Consider the following 21,335-nt stretch of genomic DNA (forward strand, 5'->3'; position numbering starts at 1 on the left):
ATTTTTAATTATAGAATTAACAGTACACTGTAAAGCCGCAGTCGGTGCCGCAACAACATTCAATTTTTCAAATGATGCAAAAGCTTTTTCATTACAAACTTTATCTCCGGCGCCCACCCCCCCTTAAGGTAGCAGAAGCAAATGAGCGTTGCCCTTCTAGCCCCACATAATATAGTCCCGGCACTTTACTGATGCCTGCTTTATGTAACGGCCTTCCTTCCGCATCCAATGCGCCAATCGCCTGAAGGTAGGGAAGATGGGGCCGATATCCTGTCGCGTAGATCACCGTGTCGACAGATTCTTTGGTTCCATTCGGCCAAATGACCCCATCAGCATAAAAGGACGTAAACATCGGTTGTTGATCGGGTTTTCCTTCCGCTACCCGTTCTTTGTATCGACCCGAATCGTTCACGGCACTTGAACTCGGCGTATTTTTTCCAAACCTCCAGAATGGAAAGGTATCAAATCCAATTAGCCTCATCCAGAAATGGATATCACGGCCCCATACCCTTTGATTTACGAATTGGATAGGTCGTAGTACAGCTAAAGACGTGCGACTCACCTCGGCTAACTCAACGCCGATCTGTACTGCTGAATTCCCTCTCCCGACAACCACCACGCGTTGATTGCGAAATGGCTCTGGATTTCGATATTCGGAAGAATGAATTGTGCGGCCTTGAAACACCTCCTGCTCCGTTATCGTTGGCTTATATGGATTATGAAACGAGCCAGTCGCATTAATAATGGTTCGTGCTGGAAACGTATCCCCTGTCAACGTTCGTATCATAAAACCTTCTTGATCCTTTCCAACCGATACGACCCGTTGGTTATTTATAATCGGTAATTGAAACGCTCTCCTATAATCCTGTAAATATTGAATAACTTCATCTCGTTGCGGATAACGATTTGACTCACCAGGGAACTTGAAGCCCGGTAACGAAGAAAAACGTGCTGGAGAGAACAGCTTGAGACTGTCGTAATAACGCGGCCACGAACCGCCTGCTTCGTCGCTCGCCTCTAAAATCAAAAATCGCATCCCATTCTTCTTAAGATAATATCCAGAAGCAAGACCTGCTTGCCCGCCACCAATCACTATCGTATCGAATATCTCGGACATATGAACACCCCTGAAATTTATTTGCAATTTGCAAGTATTTAAGAAAAAAATTACCCCAAAGGGGTTGTACAGCATAGGCTGGATTTCTCCATGGCTTCGTTTAAAAGTTTGATGGAGCGAATGACCGTTTCTTTTTCAAACTCGTTCATGTGAGAGAAGACTTCGCCTAAATAAGCGTTCATTTGCTGGTCAATCGTTGCAGCTACGTACTTACCTTCTGTCGTCAAGGAAAGTAAATACACTCTACGATCGTCTGGATCAGGAGCTTTCTTCACTAAATTCATTTTGATTAACGATTGAATTTGTCGGCTAAAGGTCGTAATATCAGTACCCAGCGCCTCAGCTACTTGCTGAATGGATGGCTTATGTTGATGGTCAATTTCATAAAGAATATGACTTTGTACTAAGGAAATATCGAGTCCTCCGGCAGAACAGCAATGTTTATTCAGAAACCCAAAACGGCGTGTCATGATTTGAAATAGTTCGCGAACGTTTTCCATGTGTTTCATTCACCTCATGTCTTAGTTATACACTTTTTATTTGCAATTTGCAAATGTTTTTTTCGACTTTAAAAAGAATAACCACTCGGTGTGAGTGGTTTTCTGCATCATTATTTATCAGGGTATATTTTGTTCAGTGATTCTCTCTGCGATGGCTTAATATCGATGATGTTGCGAATACTCTTTGCCTTGGCTATTGCTTCATCAAGCGAAGGGCTTAAGCCTAAAGTAAGCAAAGTGCCCGCAGCTACTGTACCAGTTCTACCTTTTCCTCCGTTGCAATGAAAAGCAACTTTCTTGTTTTGCTGGTAAGCTTCGATAACCGACTGAATCGCTTGCTCAAAAGCTTTTTCCTGCGGTACAACCGCATTATCCGCTAATGGGATTTGAATCCATTTCGCATTCGCTGCAGGATAGGCACATTCCGTAGCTTCGCCACGCAGGTCTACGATCACATCGATGCCTTCATTTTTTACCATCGATTCAACGTCAGCAGCGGCGCCCATAAAAATTTTATTCGGAATCAAAGCATGATAGTTTTTTTCAGAAGACATAGACTAAACTCCTTTTTTTAACGATCCAAATTCAATTGAAACCGGGGCCGAGGGCGGGGCACAGCATAAAGACAAATCCCTGGCTTCTCCGGCTGATTCGAATTCTGAATCTTCTTTTGTATAGAAAATCTCCCAGGCATTTCCGTCCGGGTCGTACACCCAAACTTTATCCTGTACAGCATAACAGCAGGTTGTATTCATCTCATCGATCAGTAGCAGCCCGCTTTGACGAAGCCGCTCGCCCATGGCCAGCACTTCTCCGGTACCATTCACTTGAAATCCCAAATGATTCAACACGCCTTTTTGCTCGAAAGGACGGACATTTAACGAAAAATGAAGTGCTGGATCTTCTAATTCAAATTTTGCGTAATTGTCCTTGATCTTAGTGGGTTCCGTTCCAAGAAAGGCACGATAAAAGTCTAGAGACTTATTCAGATTCGTACAGTTTAACGCGACATGCATTCTTTTTATCATCGAATCCACCTCATTTCCCCTCTTTGACGAACTGCTCAATTCGGCTCTTAATCGAGTCACGAACAGTCCTGAACTGGCTCATGATTTCGTCTTCCGTTCCGGTTGCTTTGGCAGGGTCATCAAAACCCCAATGCCATTTCGTTACGTTTTTATTGGATATTATAGGGCAATGTTCGTCGGCATGACCACACAGGGTAATGACATAATCGGCACGGTTCAAAATTTCCGGATCGATTACATCGGAGGTGTTTTTACTAATATCTACGCCAGCCTCACTCATAACCTGAACCGCGCGGGGATTCAGTCCATGGGCTTCAAGCCCCGCGCTCTTAACCTCATATTTATCGCTCCCTAAAGCCTTCAAAAACCCATCCGCGATTTGGCTTCTGCAAGAATTACCAGTGCACAGAAAGTAAACTAAAGGTTTTTTCTCCATGGTAAACAATCTCCTTTTTATGTCGATTCGTTATATGCCTTGCTGCCCTTTTTTGGGCTGTTTACCTGTCATAATAGACTTCATGATCATTGCGACTGCTACAAGCACAACCGCAATGACGACAATACATAGCCAGACGTTCACCTGCAGTGTTTGGAGGATATACAGCCACATATAAAGACCTATGAGGGTAATGAACAGTGTCGGAATGGTTAGAAGGATACCGACTTTGAAATAATAGCCCCAGCTGATTTTCATATTTTTCGTGGAAAGCACATGCAGCCAAAGCAAGGTAGCGAGAGAACCGATTGGTGTAATTTTCGGTCCTAAATCCGACCCGATCACATTCGCGTAAATCAATGCCTCACGGATGAATCCATCGGTTTGCGTGCCTTGAATGGCAAGGGCATCAATCATTACCGTCGGCATATTATTCATAATGGATGACAGGATCGCTGCGATAAAGCCCGTACCAACCGTAGCCGAAAACAGTCCTTGGTCTGCGATCACTTGAATGACGCTGCCTAACGCGTCGGTAAGCCCAGCATTTCTAAGCCCATAAACTACCACATACATGCCGATAGAGAAGATAACAACGGCCCATGGAGCTCCCTTCACAAGTTTCCATGTATGAATCGCAGGACTTTTTCCCGCGGCGAACAAAAAGGCTATCGCTGCGGCCCCAGCAATAATGGAAACGGGGATCGAGAAAAGTTCACTGACGAAATACGCGACAAGGAGCGCAGATAGTATGACCCAAGATAATTTGAACAGTCGTACATCCTTAATGGCTTCACTGGGCACTTTTAACTGAGTAAGATTATAGCTATTCGGGATGCTTTTCCGGAAATACAGAAATAGTACAATAAGGCTCGCTATGATGGAAAAGAAATTCGGAACGATCATCCGGCTCGCGTATTCTACAAAACCAATGTTGAAATAGTCGGCGGATACTATATTGACCAAGTTGCTGACGACGAGCGGTAAGGAAGCCGCATCTGCAATAAATCCGCTGGCCATAATAAACGGCAAGATCATCTTTTCATCAAACTTGAGCGCCCGGACCATAGCCAGCACAATCGGGGTAATGATTAAAGCCGCGCCATCGTTGGCAAACAGGGCGGCAACCGCAGATCCAAGCAAGATAATAAACACAAACATGAGCAAACCGTTTCCGCGTGCAAACCGCGCCATATGTAAAGCGGCCCACTCAAAAAATCCGATTTCATCAAGCACAAGCGAGATTAAAATAATGGCCACGAACGTTAAGGTTGCGTTCCATACAATACCGGTAACTGTTCCGACATCAGTGAAGCTGACCACACCAAAAAGCAAAGCAAGGATTGCGCCTGCACTTGCAGACCAACCGATATTTAATCCCTTTGGCTGCCAAATAACAAAGGTTAAGGTCACCAAAAAAATAAGAAATGCTATCATAGCCATAATATCCTCCGAACTAATCGCAGTCGTTTTTAAGTTGGTCAATCTTTTCTTTCAACGACGGAATGTGCCCCATAATCTCTTGAATGTAAGGCTTAACTTCAACATTTAACGAATAATATATCCACTGACCTTTTCGTGTTTCGTTCACAATCCCTGCTGCCTTTAATTTGCGCAGATGTTGGCTTACGTTCGGCTGCGATGTTTCCATTAGCTCTACAATGTCACAAACACAAAGGGCGCGTTCCTTTAAATAGGCCATTATCGTCAGTCGAGTTTTGTCTCCGAGTAATTTCAAATTATCGGCCATTTCGTTGATTTGTTCCAAATGAATTATCTCCTTTCCAGCAACTTTAAATCCCATTGCACTTAGTTATGTTAATTATATAATAATTCAATTATATAATTAACTAATTATATTGTAAAGGATTAGTAAATAAAACAATGAACTAGTCGTTGGTCAACGATGCAAAATTTTATTGTAGATACGAGAAATTTTATGAACCGAATTCTGAAGAAGAATTTACGGAATTTTTCCTCCAACACACATCGGCATGATCAAATAATGGCAAGCTGCTGAACTTAAAAGAACTGTATAGCACGGTACAGAAGAACAAAGCTTCGGACGTACTTGGCTCGGTGATCGTCGGCCTGTGGCTTGCCGATCAAGCTAGTGTTTGTTCAAAACCGCAACAAGAGACGGGAATGGTTGGCGATCCTCAGCACCGACCTAACAATCGATGCGGAGGAAATTGTTCGGATTTACGGCATGAGGTGGAGTATTGAGACATTTTTCAAATTCACAAAAAGTTATCTTAAGCTCGGCACCGAGTTTCAGGGCCGTTCCTTCGACATGCTCATCAGCCATACAACGGTTGTATTCAGCCGCTACTTGGTGATGGAATTCGAGCGCCGGCAGGAGAACGACCCCAAGTCGTTGGGTGGTTTATTTTTCCTATTTGCCGACGAAGTGCGTGACCTGGATTACCAAACCGCGTTGCAGCAATTAATAACGTTATTTCTTCAGATGGCTGAAGCCAAGACGATAAAAGATAAATCGACTGTTTTTTGTCAACTCCGCGAGTGGATCTCCGGTTTGCCAGCTATATCAAAGGTTTGTTCAACCAATTAAGCTGCGAAAGTTAGTTAATAACTGCGAAGAAAAGAAGGGTTAGGAAATTCTCTCCCCCATTTTGCGGCTGTCGAGAAAACTCGGCAGCCTTTCAAAATTTAATTTAGCTAATGGTTAAGTGCCTTGATTATCAATCTGAATAGATCCTGTTCAACCAAGACCAACTTCATCTAATAGACTTTTTTCCTTCGCATTTTCATTTACAGTTATCACACCATCTGTTCTTTCCAATAAAACAATTTCTCTATAATCCCTGATCAGGTATCCTTCTTCTATCCTTAGTTGGCAATCGCCTTCAAAACGTTCCAGTACCCGTTTGAAGAAATTTTGCACGTTTACTTTGAAATCATTCCGGCAAATCCCGAACTCGGATCGAATATCAGGATCTTCGATTAGATTCATTTTGCCTTCGTCAATACAATCGTTAGCTATATGAATGATTTCGGGTTTTAACATTTGTATAATATCACTGTTCATATTACTAACAGCTACCTGCAGCACGAACTTTTGATAAAACCCGTTGGCATAGGGAAGCCCGAGTTTGCTAAAATCTCCATCAAAGTAATAGTTATTCACAGCTAGAGATTGGCGTCTTCTTTCCAGCACTTTAATATCATGTTCGTCTAGCAGTATAGCATCTCCTGTTGTCCCACCGAGTAAATTGCCTATGAACTGGATAAACTTCGCGCCTCCACTAGGATAAACGCTGATCCACAAGCGAAAATTTACATCGAGATCAAATTCTTTGGCTATATCTTGGACGAAGCTTAAATTCGTACTGACGCAAAAGGATTTGCAGATAAAATCCAGCGTATCTCCTTCGCCCTCTTCACTCTCCTCCTGCCTGCTAATTTTAAAATCAGCCCGATCCTCAACTGCCTTTCTCGCTTGCTCCAGTAAAAATTCATCTATTTCTTCTCTGGTTTGAAAATCAGTGTAGAAATAATAAGATAATTCCACGCTATTCTTCCCTTCATTAAACCGACTTCAGTTCGATTTTTTCAATTAGCCCCCAATTCACGCCTTCCTCAAGTTGATCGTCTAGCTCTTCCAATAATTTGAATCCTTCTTGCTCCATCCCTGCATCATGCCCATATACTTCAAAGTACCGTTCCTTAAACCGGACGTACCAGTAATAGATGCTGTAATAAATACTTTGTTTATCCAGCGAGATTGAACTGACATTGCTTTTCAAATAAGAATAATACGCTAACCGTTCGTTTAAATGAGCATCGGTAATAGTGTCGTTATAGAAACTCCGCAATTTTTCATCAGAAACATAATTGGTAATCTCTTCTTTTTTTAAAATTCTCATGTACACTTCACTCCCAGCCTCTACGGGGTAGAATCTTGTATCAGCATCAATATTTCTAGATTGGGTTTTGAAGGAAAATCCGAAGGCGAAGTCATTAGAACCCAATTTATCTTTAATACTTGTAGCACTACTTTCTACGAAAGCCAACGTAGAGCCACCTACACCAAGTCCGATTACAACTAATAATGACAATAAACCTGTTGAAACTGATAAACCTTCCCCTGAATTTAAGCAGGAGGAACAAACGTTTTTCTAATGAAGAAAATGGCATTAAGATACCTGCTACATTTACATTCATCATGCGGCCATTCTAATAATTCGGTAAAGGCTTTCCCGAACGCCAATAATACATTTCTCATCTATCTTTTTAGGACTTTAGTGATGGTGAAATAACACCAAAAAAGCAGTTCCTTTTTTGCTTTCCCAAAGTTCAACAAAAAAGCAGTATCCATTAGGGAAATCATCTAAATACGCTTCATAATCAAGACTGATATTATTTTTATACTTTGTTTTCCATTCAGACTTAACATCATTTATGGGTAAAGGTTCTAATTTGATTTTCTGTTCTGTTTGATAGTTACAGATGAATATTTCTTCTATCTCGCCATTATAAATCATTTGTTCAAGTTCCTGTAACGTAGGATTATTAGAGTAAAATTTACTTGAAACTAATATTTCGTCGTTATAAATCTGATTTTTTTCTTTGTCTATGAAGTAGCCTTTTTTTATCATAATGCTCAACCTTTATGTTTATTGTTGGATTAAATATTAAACTTGGATAAACGCATACTGTCATAAGTGTCATTTCAAATAAGTTGTCAAAACAGAGCCAGTAAGTTAAATCCTTTTTGCTCCATCCCGTTCGTGACACAAAAGTAGGCCCAAACCCGGAATATCCGGACCTGAGCCTGTTTCAAAATAAATCCAACTGCCGCGGGGCGAACGGCTTCGTCGGCAAACCGAGCAGCTCCAGCATCTGCATCGCATTCGCCGCGGCGTCGCCGCCTGAGTTGTTGTTGAAAATAACGCAAATCTCCTTGCTCCGCTCCTGCAGCTTCGCGAGATGGTTCTTCCACTCCGCGAGCTCGTCCGCGTTATACCGGTACAAGTAGCGGACCTCGCGCCAGTTTGGGCCACCTCCTTGGTTCCAGTTGGCCGCGTTGCGGCCGTGCATGCGGACGATCGTGACGTCCGGGTCCGTCGGATGCAGCACGGTCGGCACCGAGCCGACGCCGGCCTGCGGTTCGTCGCAGACGCTGTGAATCCATCCTTCTTTTTCCATAAAGGCCAGCGTCTTCGCCTTCATCTCTCCGTCGAACCAGCTCTGGTGACGGAATTCCAGCGCCACGGGCAAGTCGCCCATCCGCCGCTTCGCCTCCCGGAGCTGCTCGACGTTCAGCCGGTTGCAGTCAAACCAAGGCGGGTACTGGAACAGCACCGCCTTCAGCTTGCCCACTACCCGCAGCGGCTCGACCGATTCGCGGAACGCTTGAAACATATGGTCCGCATCCTCGAAAGGGCTGTTCCCGCGCTGATGCCCGGTCATGCCTTGGTAGGCTTTGACCACGAAAGCGAAGCCGTCCGGCGTATCCGCCGCCCATCGCTCGAAGTTGGCGGGCGACTGCACCGCATAGAACGAGCTGTCTACCTCGACAAGCGAAAAGTACCGGCCGTACACCTTCAGTTTATCGCGGGCCGGGAGGCCCTGTTCGTATAAGTCGCTATGGTCGCCCCACCCGGCCAAGCCGATTCGGATCATGAACGTGTGCCTCCTTGCCTTGCTGCGCCTTACTTTCTATCCTATTTCCGACAATATCACTGAAATGACGATGCCTGCCGCAGCGATCCAAAACAGCTTCGATTTGAAATATCTTTTCACCGCGTTATCCTGTCGTTTGAATTCTTTACCAGGGTCCTGCTGCATGTGCAAATCCGTGGTGTACGCGGAGACGCCGGTATACCGCCATCCTCCGCCCACAAAACTCAAAATAAGCGTCAGCAATGAGGCCATAAACAAATAGTCCGAAACGGTTTGCATTTGAATTCCTCCTCGGCATCCTGATTTGGATTCAGTCAGGCTGGATATAAAAAAATTAACACGCCTTCGTCAGGGACGAAAACGTGTCGTAGTACCACCCTTGGTTCAACCGCATGTGCCTCGGATTGCAGGCGCACGCGGTCCTTCATTCGGATAACGGGGGAGGCCCGGCAGCGGATACGTCCAGCTCAGTTCCCCGCTGCAGCTACAAGGTGAGGCGAAGCATACGGCGGTGGGGGGTCTTTCAGCCTCGGACGCCCTCTCTGGCGCAACCGGTCGCACGTTCCATGTCCTTGATCGTTGCTTTTCGCTTCATAAACATTCGAGCAATCACGATGTTGTGTATTCCAATTTACACCAATTTAGCCAAAGATGCAAGTGCTTACAACCGGCTCCTTCGGCGCCAGACACAATTTTTCTCTATAATTCGCCACCCCGGTGCAACATAGAAAGTAACCCGGCCCGCATGTGCATCCTTCCAAGGACTCGCACCGTAATACTGGGATATAAAGGAGCTGATCATCCATGACAATAAATGATAACCCTCATCCGCTGCCTGCCCCCGATACGAAAGAGGAACTCCGGCAGGCGCTTCTCGACATTACGGCGTGGGAGAACAGCCAGAAAGATTTGTGGTTCTGGGAGAAGCTCGGCAGACTGCCTTTCCAGCTGCTTGACCGGCTCACGCCGAAAGCGCTGCAGAACAAGCTGGCGCAGGCGATCGACGAGGTCGGAAGCTTCGTGCAAACGGGCGGCCAATACCTGATCTCCGAGCAAAGCGTGCTCGACCAACTGAACCGGCAGCTCGCGAGTCGGCCGGACGCTCCGGTGCCAGTGCTTGCCGATGCGCTTACCCTAGGCGAGGTCGCCTCCTTGCCGCTCGCCTTCATGGACGGCGCCGCCGACGAATTCGCCCGCAGCCGCACCCTCTTCGCGACGGCCCAGGGGGCGACGACCGGCTTCGGCGGCATCTTTACGCTCGCCATCGACATTCCGGCCATCCTCGGCTTGTCGCTCAAGGTGCTGCAGGAGATGGCGATGGTGTACGGCTACGATCCGAACGACAAGCGCGAGCGCGTCTTCGTGATCAAGTGCCTGCAGTTCGCCTCCTCCGACATCGTCGGAAAGAAGGCCGTGCTGGAGGAGCTGGCCGACTTCGACAACGAGCACCGGCAGCGGGACGCGATCTCGCAGCTTCAGGGCTGGCGCGAGGTCGTGATGATCTACCGCGACAATTTCGGCTGGAAGAAGCTGTTCCAGCTTGTCCCCGTCGCCGGGATGATCTTCGGCGCAGTGCTGAACCGCAGCACGCTGCAGGATGTCGCCGAAGCGGGAAAAATGCTGTACCGCAAGCGCCGGGTGCTGGAGCGGCTGCGCAGCAGCTAGAAGCGCAGCGCTTCGCCCGTCCCCAGCGAATGCAGCCCGGCGAAGCCCTCCGCGGCCAGCGCTGCGCAGAGCGCGTCCGTCGCGCTGCGTCCCGTATGCACCGGGACCGTCTGACGGCCGCCGAAAGCCCGCAGCATCCGCCTGACATCGGCCACGCCTTGGTGCACCTTGTAGCGGATCGCTTCGGCCATGCAGCCGCCCCCGGCCTCCGGGTCGTCCAGCAGACGCTGTCCGAAGCTGCCGGCGGCCAGATGGCCCGTCAAGATGACGCAGCCGTTCCCGGCGGCCGCCAGCCTGCGGTAGTACCACTGCGCGCGCTCGGACTGCATCATCCCGTCGGCGGTGAAATAAATCGCGCTCCGCCCCGCGGCCAGCGCCTGCTCCCGCTGCGCATCGGTTCCCACTGCAAAGACGCGCGGATCTTCCAAGCAGCGCCGAATCCGCTCGGCCGCGCCCGGCTTCAGCCATTCGGGCCGGTCGAGCATCGGGCCGAACGCCTGAAGCAGCTCCCGCTCCGCCACGAGCGGAACGTCCGGGAACCGCTCCCGCGCCCAGACGAGCATGTCCTGCCCGCGCCCGAAGGCGGGAACCGGCAGCAGTACGGAGCCGCCCTGCGCCAGCGCCTGCCCGATCCGGGCGGCAAGCCGCTCCAGCAGGACCGGCTGCGCCTCGGCGTCCATGCCGTAAGCGGCGTCGATCACCGCCAGATCGGCAGGCTGGCCCGCCGTCCCCGGCGGCAGCGCTTCCGGTCCGTCCGCCGCAAGCAGCACGGACTCCGAAGAGTAATCGCCGGAGAAGAAAACCCGCTTGCCCTCCAACTCCAGCTCCAGCATCAGCCAGACGGAGCCGACCAAGTGCCCGCTCCGGCCCCAGCAGACTTTAACGTGAGGAGCCGCGTCGATCCACTCCCCCGAAGCTCCAGCCTCGTCCAAATATGCGAACCGGATCGCCTCCACATGCTCGTCGCCGTATGGCAGCTCGGCCGACTGCCTACTTACATATTTTTTCCAAGAAGCGAAATACGTGTCCAACTGCTGCGCCGTCGCCCGGGTCGTCCAGACGACGCCACGGTAGCCGTGCTTGTACAGCAGAGGCAGCGCCATCGAATGATCCTCGTGCGCATGGGACAAAAAAACGGCATTCAGCCGCGGAATGACGTTCGGGTCGACGAGCGGGTATTGTCCCGCGCCCGTCTTTTTGACGCCGCAATCCAGCAGCACGCGGATGCGGTCATTGTGTATAAGGTAGCTGGAGCGGCCGTGCTCGCCCGCCCCGCCCCAGATATCGAGCTGCATGAGTCTCAATCCACTTTCTGTTTTGAACTTAGCCGGTCGATCCCGAGCAGCATCAGCGTCGTCAGACCGACCGAGACGACCGCCATGGCCATGCCGAGCGACACCTTCCCCTGCTCGAATTGCGCAAAAATATACGTCGCCGACGTTTCCATCGAAGGCGGCAAAATCATCAGTGACGCCACCAGCTCGCGGACCGAGATGGTGAACGTCATCATCCAGCCCGCCAGCATGCCCGGGACAATGAGCGGCAGTAAAATGCGCCGGAAGACGTACGCCGGCCGACCTCCGAACACTTGCCCCGCTTGAAACAGCGCATCGTCAAGCTGGGAGAAGTTCGCTTTGACGTACTGCACTGTGTACGGCAGAAAAAAGACGACATACGTCAGCACGACCATCCCGTACGTGTTGTACAGCGGCACGGGCATCCATGGCGCGTTCCACAGCAGAATCAGGCCCACGACCAGCACGATACCCGGCACCGTATTCGGCAGCAGACTGAACAGGTCGGTCAGCCGCTGCGGCCATGTTTTCGACTGCTTGATCGTCAGCGCGAACCACGTGCCCAGAAGCACCGAGATCGTCGCCGCCGCAAGCGACAAGCCGAGGCTGTTCAGCAGCGCCGTCATGCTTTTGGAGCCCCAGGTCAGCAGCTCCACGTAATGATTCAAGGTCAGATTGCTCCAGGCGAGCCCGACGCCCCGCAGCTTCATCAGCGAAGCGGAAATAATCGAAAAGTAAGGGACGCCTACGGACAGCGCCAGCAGCGCGATCACATAACCCCAAGCCAATAGGCGCGTCAGCCCGCTTAGCGGGTAGATTTTGCTCCGCGTTCCCTTGCCGCCGACCAAACGGTACGTATACCGCCGGGTGACAATCGTCTGCGCGTACCACAGCAGCAGGCACGTGCTCAGCAGCACGGAGGCGAGCGCCGTCGCCTTGCCGAAATCGATCGGCCAACTGGAAATGTATTTGTGAATTTCCGAGGTCAGCACGTAAAAGCCGATTTTGCGGCCGAAGGTGGCCGGGGTGCCGAATTCGGCGATCGTCTTCACGAAGATGAGCAGCGCTCCCATCGCGTAGCTGGACAGCAGCAGCGGCAGCACGATCCTTCGGAAGCTGTAGAAGAACCGGCCTCCGTGTACGGCGGCGGCGTCTTCCTTGCTCCCGCCAATCTGCAATAAAGCGTTGCGCAGGATCAAGTAAAGAAAAGGAAACAAGTGCAAGCTCATGATCGCCACCATGCCGAAGACGCTGAAGAACTTTGGTGTCCACGCCTCCGTAAAAGGAAGAAGCTGCTCCATATAGCCGTTTTTTTGCATGAACAAAATCCAGCCCATCGAACCGATGTACGGCGGCGTCATGAACGGGATCAGCAGCACGATATCCAGCCACGCGTGCCGGCCTAGGCTTGTTTTAGCCAAGATCCAGGCGAGCGGCAGCGCCAGCGCCGTCGTTCCGAGCACGACGCACAGGCCGAGCCAGATCGAGTTCCAGAATACTTCGCCGAGCTTGTTCTCCAGAATGGTCCGCAACGGCGCGGACAAATCCAGCGTCTGCTCCGGGTACACGCTCGTCAGAAAGATGAAAAAAAGCGGGACGACCACCAGGACCGCCAAAAGAAACAAGGCGAGGGTCATCCCTACCGTTCGAATAGAAATCCAACTTCTTGCCTGCATGCCTTCACCGTCTTATTTGAACATTTGGGTAAATTTCTTCGTCACCGCGTCGCCGTTCGCGTCCATCCACGTCCAATCGATCTTCATCTGCGCGATTTGATCGGCGCTCGCGCGGTCTTTCGCCTTCACGTCCTTGCGTCCCGGCAGCAGGTAGGTGTCCGCCACCATTTTCTGCGCTTCGTCGGACAGCAGGTAATCGACGAACGCCTTGGCGTTATCCTGGTTTTTGCTCGACTTCAGAATTGCCGCCGGGCGGGGGCTTATAACCGTGCCGCTGGCCGGATACACCATGTCGACCGGCTCGCCCTTCGCCTTCGCTTGGTACGTCATGTAGTCGACGCCTGCCGCTACGATGCTTTTTGCCCCGGTGATAACCGGATCAAGCGCCTCCTGATTCGCGCCCGCCAAAGCGACGCCGTTTTTCTTGTATTGCTCGAACAGCTCCCAGCCGCCTTCGCCTCTAGTGCTCAGATAGCCGGTAATGAAATCCAGCGCGGAGCCGGACAACGCCGGGTCGGGGATGTTCACCTTGCCCTTCCACTCGTCCTTGACGAGATCGCTCCATTCCTTCGGCGGCGTCTTCACCTGCTTCGTGTTGTACGCAATGCCGAGCGCGGAGGCACTGTAACCGAAGAAATGGCCGTCTTTGTCCGACCAATCGGGGACCAGCTTGTCGGCGTTGGCTGCGTTTTTGTACTCCAGCGTGAGGCCGCTCTTCTTGAGCCCTTGGGCCGAAGGCAGGGAAGCCAACACGACAACGTCGGCGACCGGGTTCGCCTTCTCGGCTTCCATCCGGGCCAAAATTTTGCCCGTCGTCCCCTGGAACATTTCCACCTTCACGCCGGTCTTCGCTTCGTACCCTTTCTGAATGCTTTCCGCCAGCTCCTTCGGACCGGCGCTGTAGACGACCAGCTTGCCCCCGAGCTTCTTGTCCTCTTTCTTGTCATCCGGCTTGGCGGCAGCCTGCTCCGTCTTAGGCGCAGGCGCTGCGCCCGTGTTCGCGGACTTGTCCGCAGCCGTCGTTCCGCAGCCGGCGATACCGAAGCCCATTACGGCCGTCAGCAGCAGCAAAGCCCCGTTTTTCAATCCCTTCCCCATGTTCATGCGTCGTTCCTCCTCATCCTATTCCGTTATATGGTGAATATGCTGCGGCGATACGTACACCGTCACGCGTTCTCCCGCCTGCAAGCGGGTGGAATGATATGCCGTCCAGAGGCCCATTTCGCCCATGTCCAGCCCGATTTCGTAGCGGTCCCCGACATAGCTGACGCTGCGGATCATGCCCGGATAAGCGGCAGCCGCGCCTTCCTCCGGCTCCGACCAGCGGACATGCTCCGGACGAAGCAAGCTGCGGTCCGGCACCAGCCAGTTCGACTTGCCGATGAAGCGGGCGACGAACGGATGGGCCGGCGTGCGGTAAATGTCCTCCGGCGCGCCCTGCTGCAAAATGCGGCCCTCCTGCATGACGATGATGTCGTCGGACATCGACATGGCCTCCGTCTGATCGTGCGTCACGTACAGCGCCGTCAGCCCGATATCCCGCACCAGACTCATCAGCTCCAGCCGCATTTCGTCCCGCAGCACGGCGTCCAAGGCGCTAAGCGGCTCGTCGAACAGCACAAGCTGCGGCCTCAACGCCACGGCCCGGGCGAACGCCACGCGCTGCTGCTGCCCGCCCGACAGCTGGTGCGGGTACCGCTTCTCCATCCCTTGCAGCCGCACCTTCGCTACCGCTTCCTCCACCCGCCGCTTGAGTTCTTTCGTTTGTCCGGTGGCGCGCAGGCCGAAGGCGACATTTTCGAACACGGTCATATGCGGCCACAAGGCGAAATCCTGAAAGACCATGCCAAAATGCCGCTTATGCGCCGGCAGATCGATCCGCCTCTCGGCCGAAAACAAGCATTCGTCGCCGAGCAGGATTTCCCCCCGGTCCGGCCGTTCCAGTCCGGCGATCATCCGCAGCAGCGTCGTCTTCCCGCAGCCCGACGGCCCGAGCAGCGTCGTAAACCGCCCCTTCCTGATGACCAGCTCCGTCCGGCGCAACGCCTGCATCGCTCCGAACGATTTTTCCAACCCCCGTATGACCACATCCATGCTGCAACCCATCCTATCTTGCAAACTAGCTTTAGTGTACATGGCGAAATGCAGAAGATTGTCAGCGGGACGTAAAGATTATGTTAATTAATTCAATGCATACTATTCATTTTCATAGATTTTTTCTATACTGTGGGAAAATGCGGAGCCGAACAAGGAGAGTGGGCATAATGAATTTCAGTCTGCTGAAGCTGGAAATCGTGGAGCTGTTGGACAAACATAAGAAAATTACCGCCGTCGCCGAGCAGCTCGGGCTCAAGCAGCCGACGGTGACGTTTCACATGAAGAGCATGGAGCAGGAGCTCGGAGTGCAGCTGTTCGAGACGCGCTCGGGCAAAACGATCCTGACCGAGGCCGGTCGGTCGCTCTATCATTACGCGGTCAAAATCAATGCGCTGGCGCAGGAAGCGGGGCGGGTCGTGAAAGAATTCGACGAGTTGGGCCGCGGCACGCTGAAGATCGGCGCCAGCTATGTGCCGGGAACGTACCTGCTGCCGAAGGTGCTCAGCGGCTTCGCCAAGGCGTATCCGCGAATCACCTTGTCTTTGCAGGTCAAGACGGCTCCCGTCATTCAAGAGCTGCTGCGCAATCACGAGATCGATCTCGGCATCCTGTCCACCGAGCCGTTCCAATCGGCTCCATTGATCGCCGAAACCGTGTGCGAGGACGAGCTGGTCGTCGTCTTTGCGCCGCGTCACCGGCTCGCCGCCTACCCGCAGCTGTATCCCGACCAGCTCTCCGAGGCGCCTTTCCTGCTCCACGGACCGGAGTCCAGCACGCGGCAAATGACCGACCGGTGGGCGCAGCGCAACCGGGTCCAGTTGAAAGCGCACATGGAGCTCGATTCGCTGGAGGCGATCAAGCAAGTCGTCATGCAGGGGGAGAGCGTGTCATTCGTTTCGCGGCAGGCCGTGCAGCGGGAAGTGGAGCGCGGGGAGCTCGAATTCCGCCCGATTCCGCAAAATCCGTTCAAGCGCTACGTCTACTGCGCGTACAATGCGGACCGGCGGCAGTCTGCCGTCATGGAGCGGTTCATCGATTTTCTGCGGCAAGAAGCCCGGTAAATCTAGTATTTATACCAATTTCCAATTTTTTCTTTACAAAAACAACATATCTGCTTAACATCTAGATAACAAACGATCATTACAGTCTAGCATGTAAGCCTATTCCAGAACATGAAGGAGTTGTCGATGATGAACAAACGATCCAAATGGATTGGGGCGCTGTCCGCAGTCGTCCTGTCCGCCGCTTTGACGGTATCGTCCGTCTTCCCTGCCGCGCCTGTCAAAGCCGCAAGCAACCTGGTGCCGGATTACGAGGTGAAGCTGCTCATGCCCGCAAACGCCGTGCTGGGCTCGGACGACAAGCTGAAGAGCGAGGTCCGCAGCGCGTTCGGCATGCCGGACAAGGTGACGAAGATGAACGTGCAGTTTCTGGATACGGACGGCAAAGACATTTACAGCAACGGCTGGAGTCCGCGCATTCGGAAGAAGGAAGGCGACAGCAAGTTCGAGCTGAGCTACAAGAAGCGCTATCCGATCGTCAACGGCAATATCGACGCGGCGCTGACGAAGGCCAATCAAGAAGGCTTCGACGCGTCGGACACCAACTACGAGGCGCAGGTGGAATGGGGCTACCAGAACAAAACGCTCAGCATCACACGCTCCAAAGACGTCAAAAAATCCGGCTACAGCGGCGTGGATCTCCCCTCGGTCAAAGATTCCCGCCAGCTGCTGATCGATAATGCCCCGGGCAAATTCGACAAGTGGCTGTACGCCGGCTGGGGCACCGAGAAGCTTCAAAAATCCCGCATCTACGGCCCGGTTCTGGCCAAGCGGTACACCGGCACCTATAGCGGCTTGAAAACATACATTGAGGTGTGGCCGATCCGCAGCGCAACAGGCTCCGGTACGGAAAACATCGTCGAAATTTCGTTCAAGACGGACGACCGGGACACCGCCTCGCAAAAGCACGACGAACTGGTGACTTATCTGCAAAGCAAAGGCTGGTTCCTGGCTCAGGATTCGCTGAAAACGCAGCTGATTATGGACCGCTACTAAGCCCTGCGCGAGCAAGGCGGATAAGCGAGCTTTCATCGTATAGCCCAACTGCCATATTCGCATATCATGCCAAAAGAAGCTGTTCCCGTCCGCAACCGATCGCGGCTGTGAGGGAACAGCTTCTTTTTTCGCCGGTTGATACGCATCGCCGCTCACGAATGCAGACCCGGCGACCGGGCGGCCGCATAAGCCGGACTTCCGGGCTTACTCCCGCTCCTTCCGCTCGCCCAGCCATTCCACGAACAGCGCATAGTCCTCCTCGACCTGATGCGCGTAGGCGATCGCCCAATGCGCGATATAGTCGCAGAACGCGTCCGTGTCCGGTCCGATCGCGCGCTGAATCTCGTCCTCGCTGTGGTACGACATGAGCCCGTGCTCCATGTCCGCATCCGCCCGCGCATGAAGCTTCGCCGTAATCCGGCCCATGCAGTCCAGCACGGACAGCAGGTCTTCCTTCTCCGTCAGCTTGTCCGCCTTCAGCCGCTTCTTGTAAGGCGAGCGTTCCCTGGCGTAAAAATGCCGCCCGTCCATCGTCAAGAAGCCGAGAAACGGGTCCGCCTCGTGGTGCATCGCCTGCTGCGTCACGATGACCCGCTTGCCCTGGTGGCCGAAATACGTCCAGAACGTCTCGTTATACGGCATAAAATAAGCCGGCACCGGCGCGCGCACTTCCTTGACCTCGATCACGATATCGTCCAGCGCCTGCTCGCCGCCTTCGCCCTCGATGAGCACATAGAAGCGGTCCAGCCCGATGGAGGCCGTGCCCGAGCCGTGCTTCACCGCCACGTCCTTGATCGCGTAATAGCCGTCGGAACGCTTCGTCCCCCGCTCCAGCGATTGCAGATAGTGCGGCCAGCTCTCCCCCAGCATGCGGCGCTCCTGCGGCGTCGGCGGCACGATCTCGTCCGACTTGGCAAACCGCCTTGCCGTCCTCGTCAGCGTCGTTACGCCTTCCAGAAACTGCGACGCGAGCCGCTTCTCCGTCTTTTTCAGCAGCTTGCGGATCGGCCCTGCCGTGCGGTCTTTGTCGAAGACGAGCGTCCGCGGATCGTCCTTCCGCCGGGCAAAGCGCCGGATCTGGTTCGCATACGCGTCCAGGTAAGCGGTGATCGCTTCTTTCTGCCCGTCGGCGTCGATGTCCTTCGTCCGGCACACGAGCGATACGCTGACCGACATCCGCAGCAGATCGTACAGGTAAGAGCCCAGATACCCCTCGTCAAAATCGTTCACATCGTACACGATCCGCCCCTCTTCGCTGCGGAACGCCCCGAAATTCTCGAAATGCAGATCCCCTTGAATCCACGTCGGCCGCTCCGGCGAGCTGTGGTACGGGAACCATTCCCGGCTGACGTCAAAATAAAACAAGTACGCGGTCCCCCGGAAGAACGAAAACGGGCTTCCCGCCATCTTGGCGTATTTCTGCAGCCGTTTGACCTCGGGCAGCGCCATGATCTGTCCGTCGAACTCGTCCAGCACGCTGCTCAGCAGCTCCTTGCGCAGCCTTTTCTGCGTGAGCCGGACACGTTCCGTAAGCAGCTCCGAATTCATGCGCGGTTTCCCCCTTTTGCGACGATAAGCAAAGTATTTTTCTCATGGTAGCTTATGCCACGTCAGCGTGTCAATTTAAGTACGGACCGGCTATCTCCGGCTTCGGACGCCCTATCCGCAGGTCGCCGGGGACGTGCTGGAAATTTAGGGATTGACGCCATCCTTGAAAACGATTACTATAGGCGTATAAAAATATAAACGTTTATAATTTTAAAGCTTCGATGCAATCCGCAATTCCCCCTCGTTTCAACAACATCCTAGTTTAACCGGCAAAACTTTTTCAGAAAATAATTAAGAAAAAATTAATTTCATGTTGCGTGGAACCGGACGAGCGGCTTTGCTCCGGCCGGCAGGGGGCGTGCCTTAATTCGACAAAAATATAAACGTTTATACTTAAGGAGGGATTGCCCATGCGGCAGGGGGCACGCAGACGGGAGACCAAATATTTTTACCTGTTCATTTCGCCGTGGCTGATCGGAGCGGCGATATTCACGCTGTACCCGATTCTGTATTCGCTCTACATCAGCTTCACGGAATACAACATCACCAGCCCGCCGAAGTGGATCGGCCTGCAGAACTACACCAAGATGCTTCAGGACGATCTGTTCTGGCGCGGGGTGAAAACGACGGTGCTGTTCACGATATTCAGCGTACCGCTGCAGCTTCTGCTGTCGCTGTTTCTGGCGCTGCTGGTCAATCAGAAAATCCCGTTCAAGCGTTTTTTCCGGACGGCGATTTATTTTCCCAGCATGATCTCGGGCGTGGCGATGTCGCTCGTCTGGCTGTGGGTGTTCAACTCCAAGATCGGCATGTTCAACTGGGCGCTCGGGCTGCTTGGCATCGACGGGCCCAAATGGCTCGAAGACAGCAACTGGGCGCTGGCCTCCATGGTCATCATGACGATGTGGAGCGCCGGGGCCGGCATGGTCATCTTCCTCGCCGGTCTGCAGGGCGTGCCCCCGATTCTGTACGAGGCCGCCAAGATTGACGGCGTCACCCGGTGGCAGTCCCTCTGGCGCATCACGCTGCCGATGATTTCGCCTGTCGTGCTGTTCCAGCTCATCATGGGCATTATCGATTCGTTCCAGGTGTTTACGCAGGCGTTCGTCATGACCAAGGGCGGGCCGCACTACGCCACCCAGTTTTACGTGTACTATCTATGGCAGAACGGCTTCAAATTTTTCAAAATGGGCTACGCTTCGGCCATGGCCTGGCTGCTGCTCATCGTGATCATGCTCATGACGTTCCTGATCATGAGGGTATCCCGGAAGCTTGTTCATTATGAAGGAGGCGGCGGCGTATGAGTACGGCAACCGTAACGCAGAAGCGTCCGGTACGGCAAGCGGGCGGCAAGCGTAAAACAACCCCGTTCGAGTGGCTGGTCTTTCTGCTGCTGATCGTCATCGCGGTCATCATGATTTTCCCGACGCTCAACATGTTCTCGACTGCGTTCAAGTCGCAGGCGGAGGTGCTCAAATTCCCGCCCAAACTCATTCCGGAGCAGTTCGCCTGGGGCAACTTCAAGAACCTGTTCACCCAATACCAGTACGGCCTGTGGTACAAAAACAGCCTGCTGATCGCCTTCTTCAGCGTCATCGGGACCGTGCTTTCGTCGTCTCTCGTCGCGTTCGGGTTCGCGCGCTATAACGCCCGGGGAAAAAATGTGCTGTTCCTGTTTCTGCTCAGCACGATGATGATTCCGTACCCGGCCCTGATGATTCCGCAGTTCATTCTGTTCAAAAATCTTGGGTGGATGGACACGATTTTGCCGATTACCGTCCCTGCTTTTTTCGGTTCGGCCTATAACATCTTCCTCATCCGGCAGTTCTTCGCTTCGCTGTCGGGCGAGCTGTACGACGCGGCCAAAATCGACGGCTGCTCTGAGTGGCGCCAGTGGTGGAACATCGCGCTGCCGCTCTCCGGTCCCGTGCTGGCGACCGTCGCGATCTTCGGTTTCATGTACAGCTGGAACGATCTGCTCGGGCAGGTGCTGTACCTGAACTCGTCCGAGCATTTCACCCTGACGATCGGCATGACCGCGATGTATTCGTCCGCTACCCGGCTGGTGCCGTGGAATCTTGTCATGCTGTCCGCCGTACTGGCTCTCGTTCCGATCCTGGTTTTATTCTCCGTCGCACAAAAATATTTCGTAGAAAGCATCGTGCTGACTGGAGTGAAATGAATAACCCTCAGGAGCTCGGTGAATGAACAGCGGAGCAAGCGGAATCGTTCTGGAGAAGCGTCAGCGGTCGCCTTTGTCTCCGGATTCT

The 21,335-nt window shown here is 52.7% G+C and carries 21 protein-coding genes and 2 pseudogenes; 6 read left to right on the forward strand and 17 right to left on the reverse strand.

Annotated features, from left to right (window positions below):
* Positions 1-59: 59 nt before the first annotated feature.
* The 7 genes and pseudogenes from QJ48_RS27425 to QJ48_RS27455 all read right to left on the reverse strand — a co-directional run bounded on the left by QJ48_RS27425 (position 60) and on the right by QJ48_RS27455 (position 4,849).
* A pseudogene (locus QJ48_RS27425) lies at positions 60-1,117 on the reverse strand (flavin-containing monooxygenase).
* Positions 1,118-1,167: 50 nt separating this feature from the next.
* Positions 1,168-1,617: a MarR family winged helix-turn-helix transcriptional regulator gene (locus QJ48_RS27430; protein ID WP_054976567.1), complete on the reverse strand. Its 450-nt coding sequence runs from the start codon at positions 1,615-1,617 to the stop codon at positions 1,168-1,170.
* 110 nt (positions 1,618-1,727) lie between these two features.
* Positions 1,728-2,171: a dual specificity protein phosphatase family protein gene (locus QJ48_RS27435; protein WP_054976568.1), complete on the reverse strand. Its 444-nt coding sequence runs from the start codon at positions 2,169-2,171 to the stop codon at positions 1,728-1,730.
* A 3-nt stretch (positions 2,172-2,174) separates the two neighbouring features.
* Positions 2,175-2,645 (reverse strand): ArsI/CadI family heavy metal resistance metalloenzyme, encoded by a 471-nt coding sequence (locus tag QJ48_RS27440; protein ID WP_054976587.1) that lies wholly within the window; start codon positions 2,643-2,645, stop codon positions 2,175-2,177.
* A gap of 10 nt (positions 2,646-2,655) precedes the next feature.
* Positions 2,656-3,081: an arsenate reductase (thioredoxin) gene (gene arsC, locus QJ48_RS27445; RefSeq protein ID WP_054976569.1), complete on the reverse strand. Its 426-nt coding sequence runs from the start codon at positions 3,079-3,081 to the stop codon at positions 2,656-2,658.
* Positions 3,082-3,111: 30 nt separating this feature from the next.
* The gene (locus QJ48_RS27450) at positions 3,112-4,524 is read right to left on the reverse strand and encodes an arsenic transporter (protein ID WP_054976570.1); all 1,413 of its coding nucleotides are present in this window, start codon (positions 4,522-4,524) and stop codon (positions 3,112-3,114) included.
* 13 nt (positions 4,525-4,537) lie between these two features.
* The gene (locus QJ48_RS27455) at positions 4,538-4,849 is read right to left on the reverse strand and encodes a metalloregulator ArsR/SmtB family transcription factor (protein ID WP_054976571.1); all 312 of its coding nucleotides are present in this window, start codon (positions 4,847-4,849) and stop codon (positions 4,538-4,540) included.
* A 239-nt stretch (positions 4,850-5,088) separates the two neighbouring features.
* Here QJ48_RS27455 and QJ48_RS27460 point away from each other — a divergent pair.
* Positions 5,089-5,667 (forward strand): annotated as a pseudogene (locus tag QJ48_RS27460) (IS4 family transposase); the annotation flags it as partial.
* Between the two features lie 136 nt (positions 5,668-5,803).
* Here the strand turns inward: QJ48_RS27460 and QJ48_RS27465 are convergent.
* From QJ48_RS27465 to QJ48_RS27485, 5 genes are all read right to left on the reverse strand, one after another.
* The gene (locus tag QJ48_RS27465) at positions 5,804-6,613 is read right to left on the reverse strand and encodes a hypothetical protein (RefSeq protein WP_054976572.1); all 810 of its coding nucleotides are present in this window, start codon (positions 6,611-6,613) and stop codon (positions 5,804-5,806) included.
* A gap of 16 nt (positions 6,614-6,629) precedes the next feature.
* On the reverse strand, positions 6,630-7,115 hold the full coding sequence (locus QJ48_RS27470) for a hypothetical protein (protein ID WP_157261768.1): 486 nt from the start codon (positions 7,113-7,115) through the stop codon (positions 6,630-6,632).
* 228 nt (positions 7,116-7,343) lie between these two features.
* Positions 7,344-7,700 carry a hypothetical protein gene (locus QJ48_RS27475; RefSeq protein WP_054976574.1) on the reverse strand — a complete coding sequence of 119 codons (357 nt, stop codon included), beginning with the start codon at positions 7,698-7,700 and terminating at the stop codon, positions 7,344-7,346.
* A gap of 181 nt (positions 7,701-7,881) precedes the next feature.
* Positions 7,882-8,727, reverse strand: coding sequence for a DUF72 domain-containing protein (locus tag QJ48_RS27480; protein ID WP_054976575.1), 846 nt, complete (start codon positions 8,725-8,727; stop codon positions 7,882-7,884).
* 36 nt (positions 8,728-8,763) lie between these two features.
* Positions 8,764-9,006, reverse strand: a complete 243-nt coding sequence (locus QJ48_RS27485) for a hypothetical protein (RefSeq protein WP_054976576.1) — start codon at positions 9,004-9,006, stop codon at positions 8,764-8,766.
* A gap of 525 nt (positions 9,007-9,531) precedes the next feature.
* On the opposite strand from QJ48_RS27485, the gene QJ48_RS27490 reads away from it, so the two are divergent.
* On the forward strand, positions 9,532-10,392 hold the full coding sequence (locus QJ48_RS27490; RefSeq protein ID WP_054976577.1) for an EcsC family protein: 861 nt from the start codon (positions 9,532-9,534) through the stop codon (positions 10,390-10,392).
* Here the strand turns inward: QJ48_RS27490 and QJ48_RS27495 are convergent.
* The 4 genes from QJ48_RS27495 to QJ48_RS27510 are packed head-to-tail and all read right to left on the reverse strand — an operon-like array spanning position 10,389 to position 15,457.
* Positions 10,389-11,687 carry an MBL fold metallo-hydrolase gene (locus QJ48_RS27495; RefSeq protein ID WP_054976578.1) on the reverse strand — a complete coding sequence of 433 codons (1,299 nt, stop codon included), beginning with the start codon at positions 11,685-11,687 and terminating at the stop codon, positions 10,389-10,391. The genes QJ48_RS27490 and QJ48_RS27495 overlap by 4 nt on opposite strands.
* Before the next feature lie 5 nt (positions 11,688-11,692).
* Positions 11,693-13,363: an iron ABC transporter permease gene (locus tag QJ48_RS27500; RefSeq protein WP_054976579.1), complete on the reverse strand. Its 1,671-nt coding sequence runs from the start codon at positions 13,361-13,363 to the stop codon at positions 11,693-11,695.
* Between the two features lie 12 nt (positions 13,364-13,375).
* Positions 13,376-14,467, reverse strand: a complete 1,092-nt coding sequence (locus tag QJ48_RS27505; protein WP_054976580.1) for an ABC transporter substrate-binding protein — start codon at positions 14,465-14,467, stop codon at positions 13,376-13,378.
* Between the two features lie 18 nt (positions 14,468-14,485).
* Complete coding sequence (locus QJ48_RS27510; RefSeq protein WP_054976581.1) at positions 14,486-15,457, reverse strand: ABC transporter ATP-binding protein; 972 nt, start codon at positions 15,455-15,457, stop codon at positions 14,486-14,488.
* Between the two features lie 170 nt (positions 15,458-15,627).
* Here QJ48_RS27510 and QJ48_RS27515 point away from each other — a divergent pair, with 170 nt between their 5' ends.
* Together QJ48_RS27515 and QJ48_RS27520 are read left to right on the forward strand one after the other, a co-directional pair.
* Positions 15,628-16,521, forward strand: coding sequence for a LysR family transcriptional regulator (locus QJ48_RS27515; RefSeq protein ID WP_054976582.1), 894 nt, complete (start codon positions 15,628-15,630; stop codon positions 16,519-16,521).
* Positions 16,522-16,647: 126 nt separating this feature from the next.
* The gene (locus QJ48_RS27520) at positions 16,648-17,517 is read left to right on the forward strand and encodes a hypothetical protein (protein ID WP_237763077.1); all 870 of its coding nucleotides are present in this window, start codon (positions 16,648-16,650) and stop codon (positions 17,515-17,517) included.
* A 204-nt stretch (positions 17,518-17,721) separates the two neighbouring features.
* On the opposite strand, the gene QJ48_RS27525 is transcribed toward QJ48_RS27520, so the two are convergent.
* Complete coding sequence (locus QJ48_RS27525) at positions 17,722-19,065, reverse strand: DUF2252 domain-containing protein (protein ID WP_054976584.1); 1,344 nt, start codon at positions 19,063-19,065, stop codon at positions 17,722-17,724.
* 410 nt (positions 19,066-19,475) lie between these two features.
* On the opposite strand from QJ48_RS27525, the gene QJ48_RS27530 reads away from it, so the two are divergent.
* Entirely contained in the window at positions 19,476-20,369 is an 894-nt protein-coding gene (locus QJ48_RS27530; RefSeq protein ID WP_054976585.1) for a carbohydrate ABC transporter permease, read from the forward strand.
* Positions 20,366-21,247: a carbohydrate ABC transporter permease gene (locus tag QJ48_RS27535; protein ID WP_054976586.1), complete on the forward strand. Its 882-nt coding sequence runs from the start codon at positions 20,366-20,368 to the stop codon at positions 21,245-21,247. The genes QJ48_RS27530 and QJ48_RS27535 overlap by 4 nt, the downstream gene beginning before the upstream one ends.
* Positions 21,248-21,335 lie beyond the last annotated feature (88 nt).

The sequence above is a fragment of the Paenibacillus sp. A3 genome, from assembly GCF_001399685.1.
In the GTDB taxonomy this organism is placed as follows: domain Bacteria; phylum Bacillota; class Bacilli; order Paenibacillales; family NBRC-103111; genus Paenibacillus_G.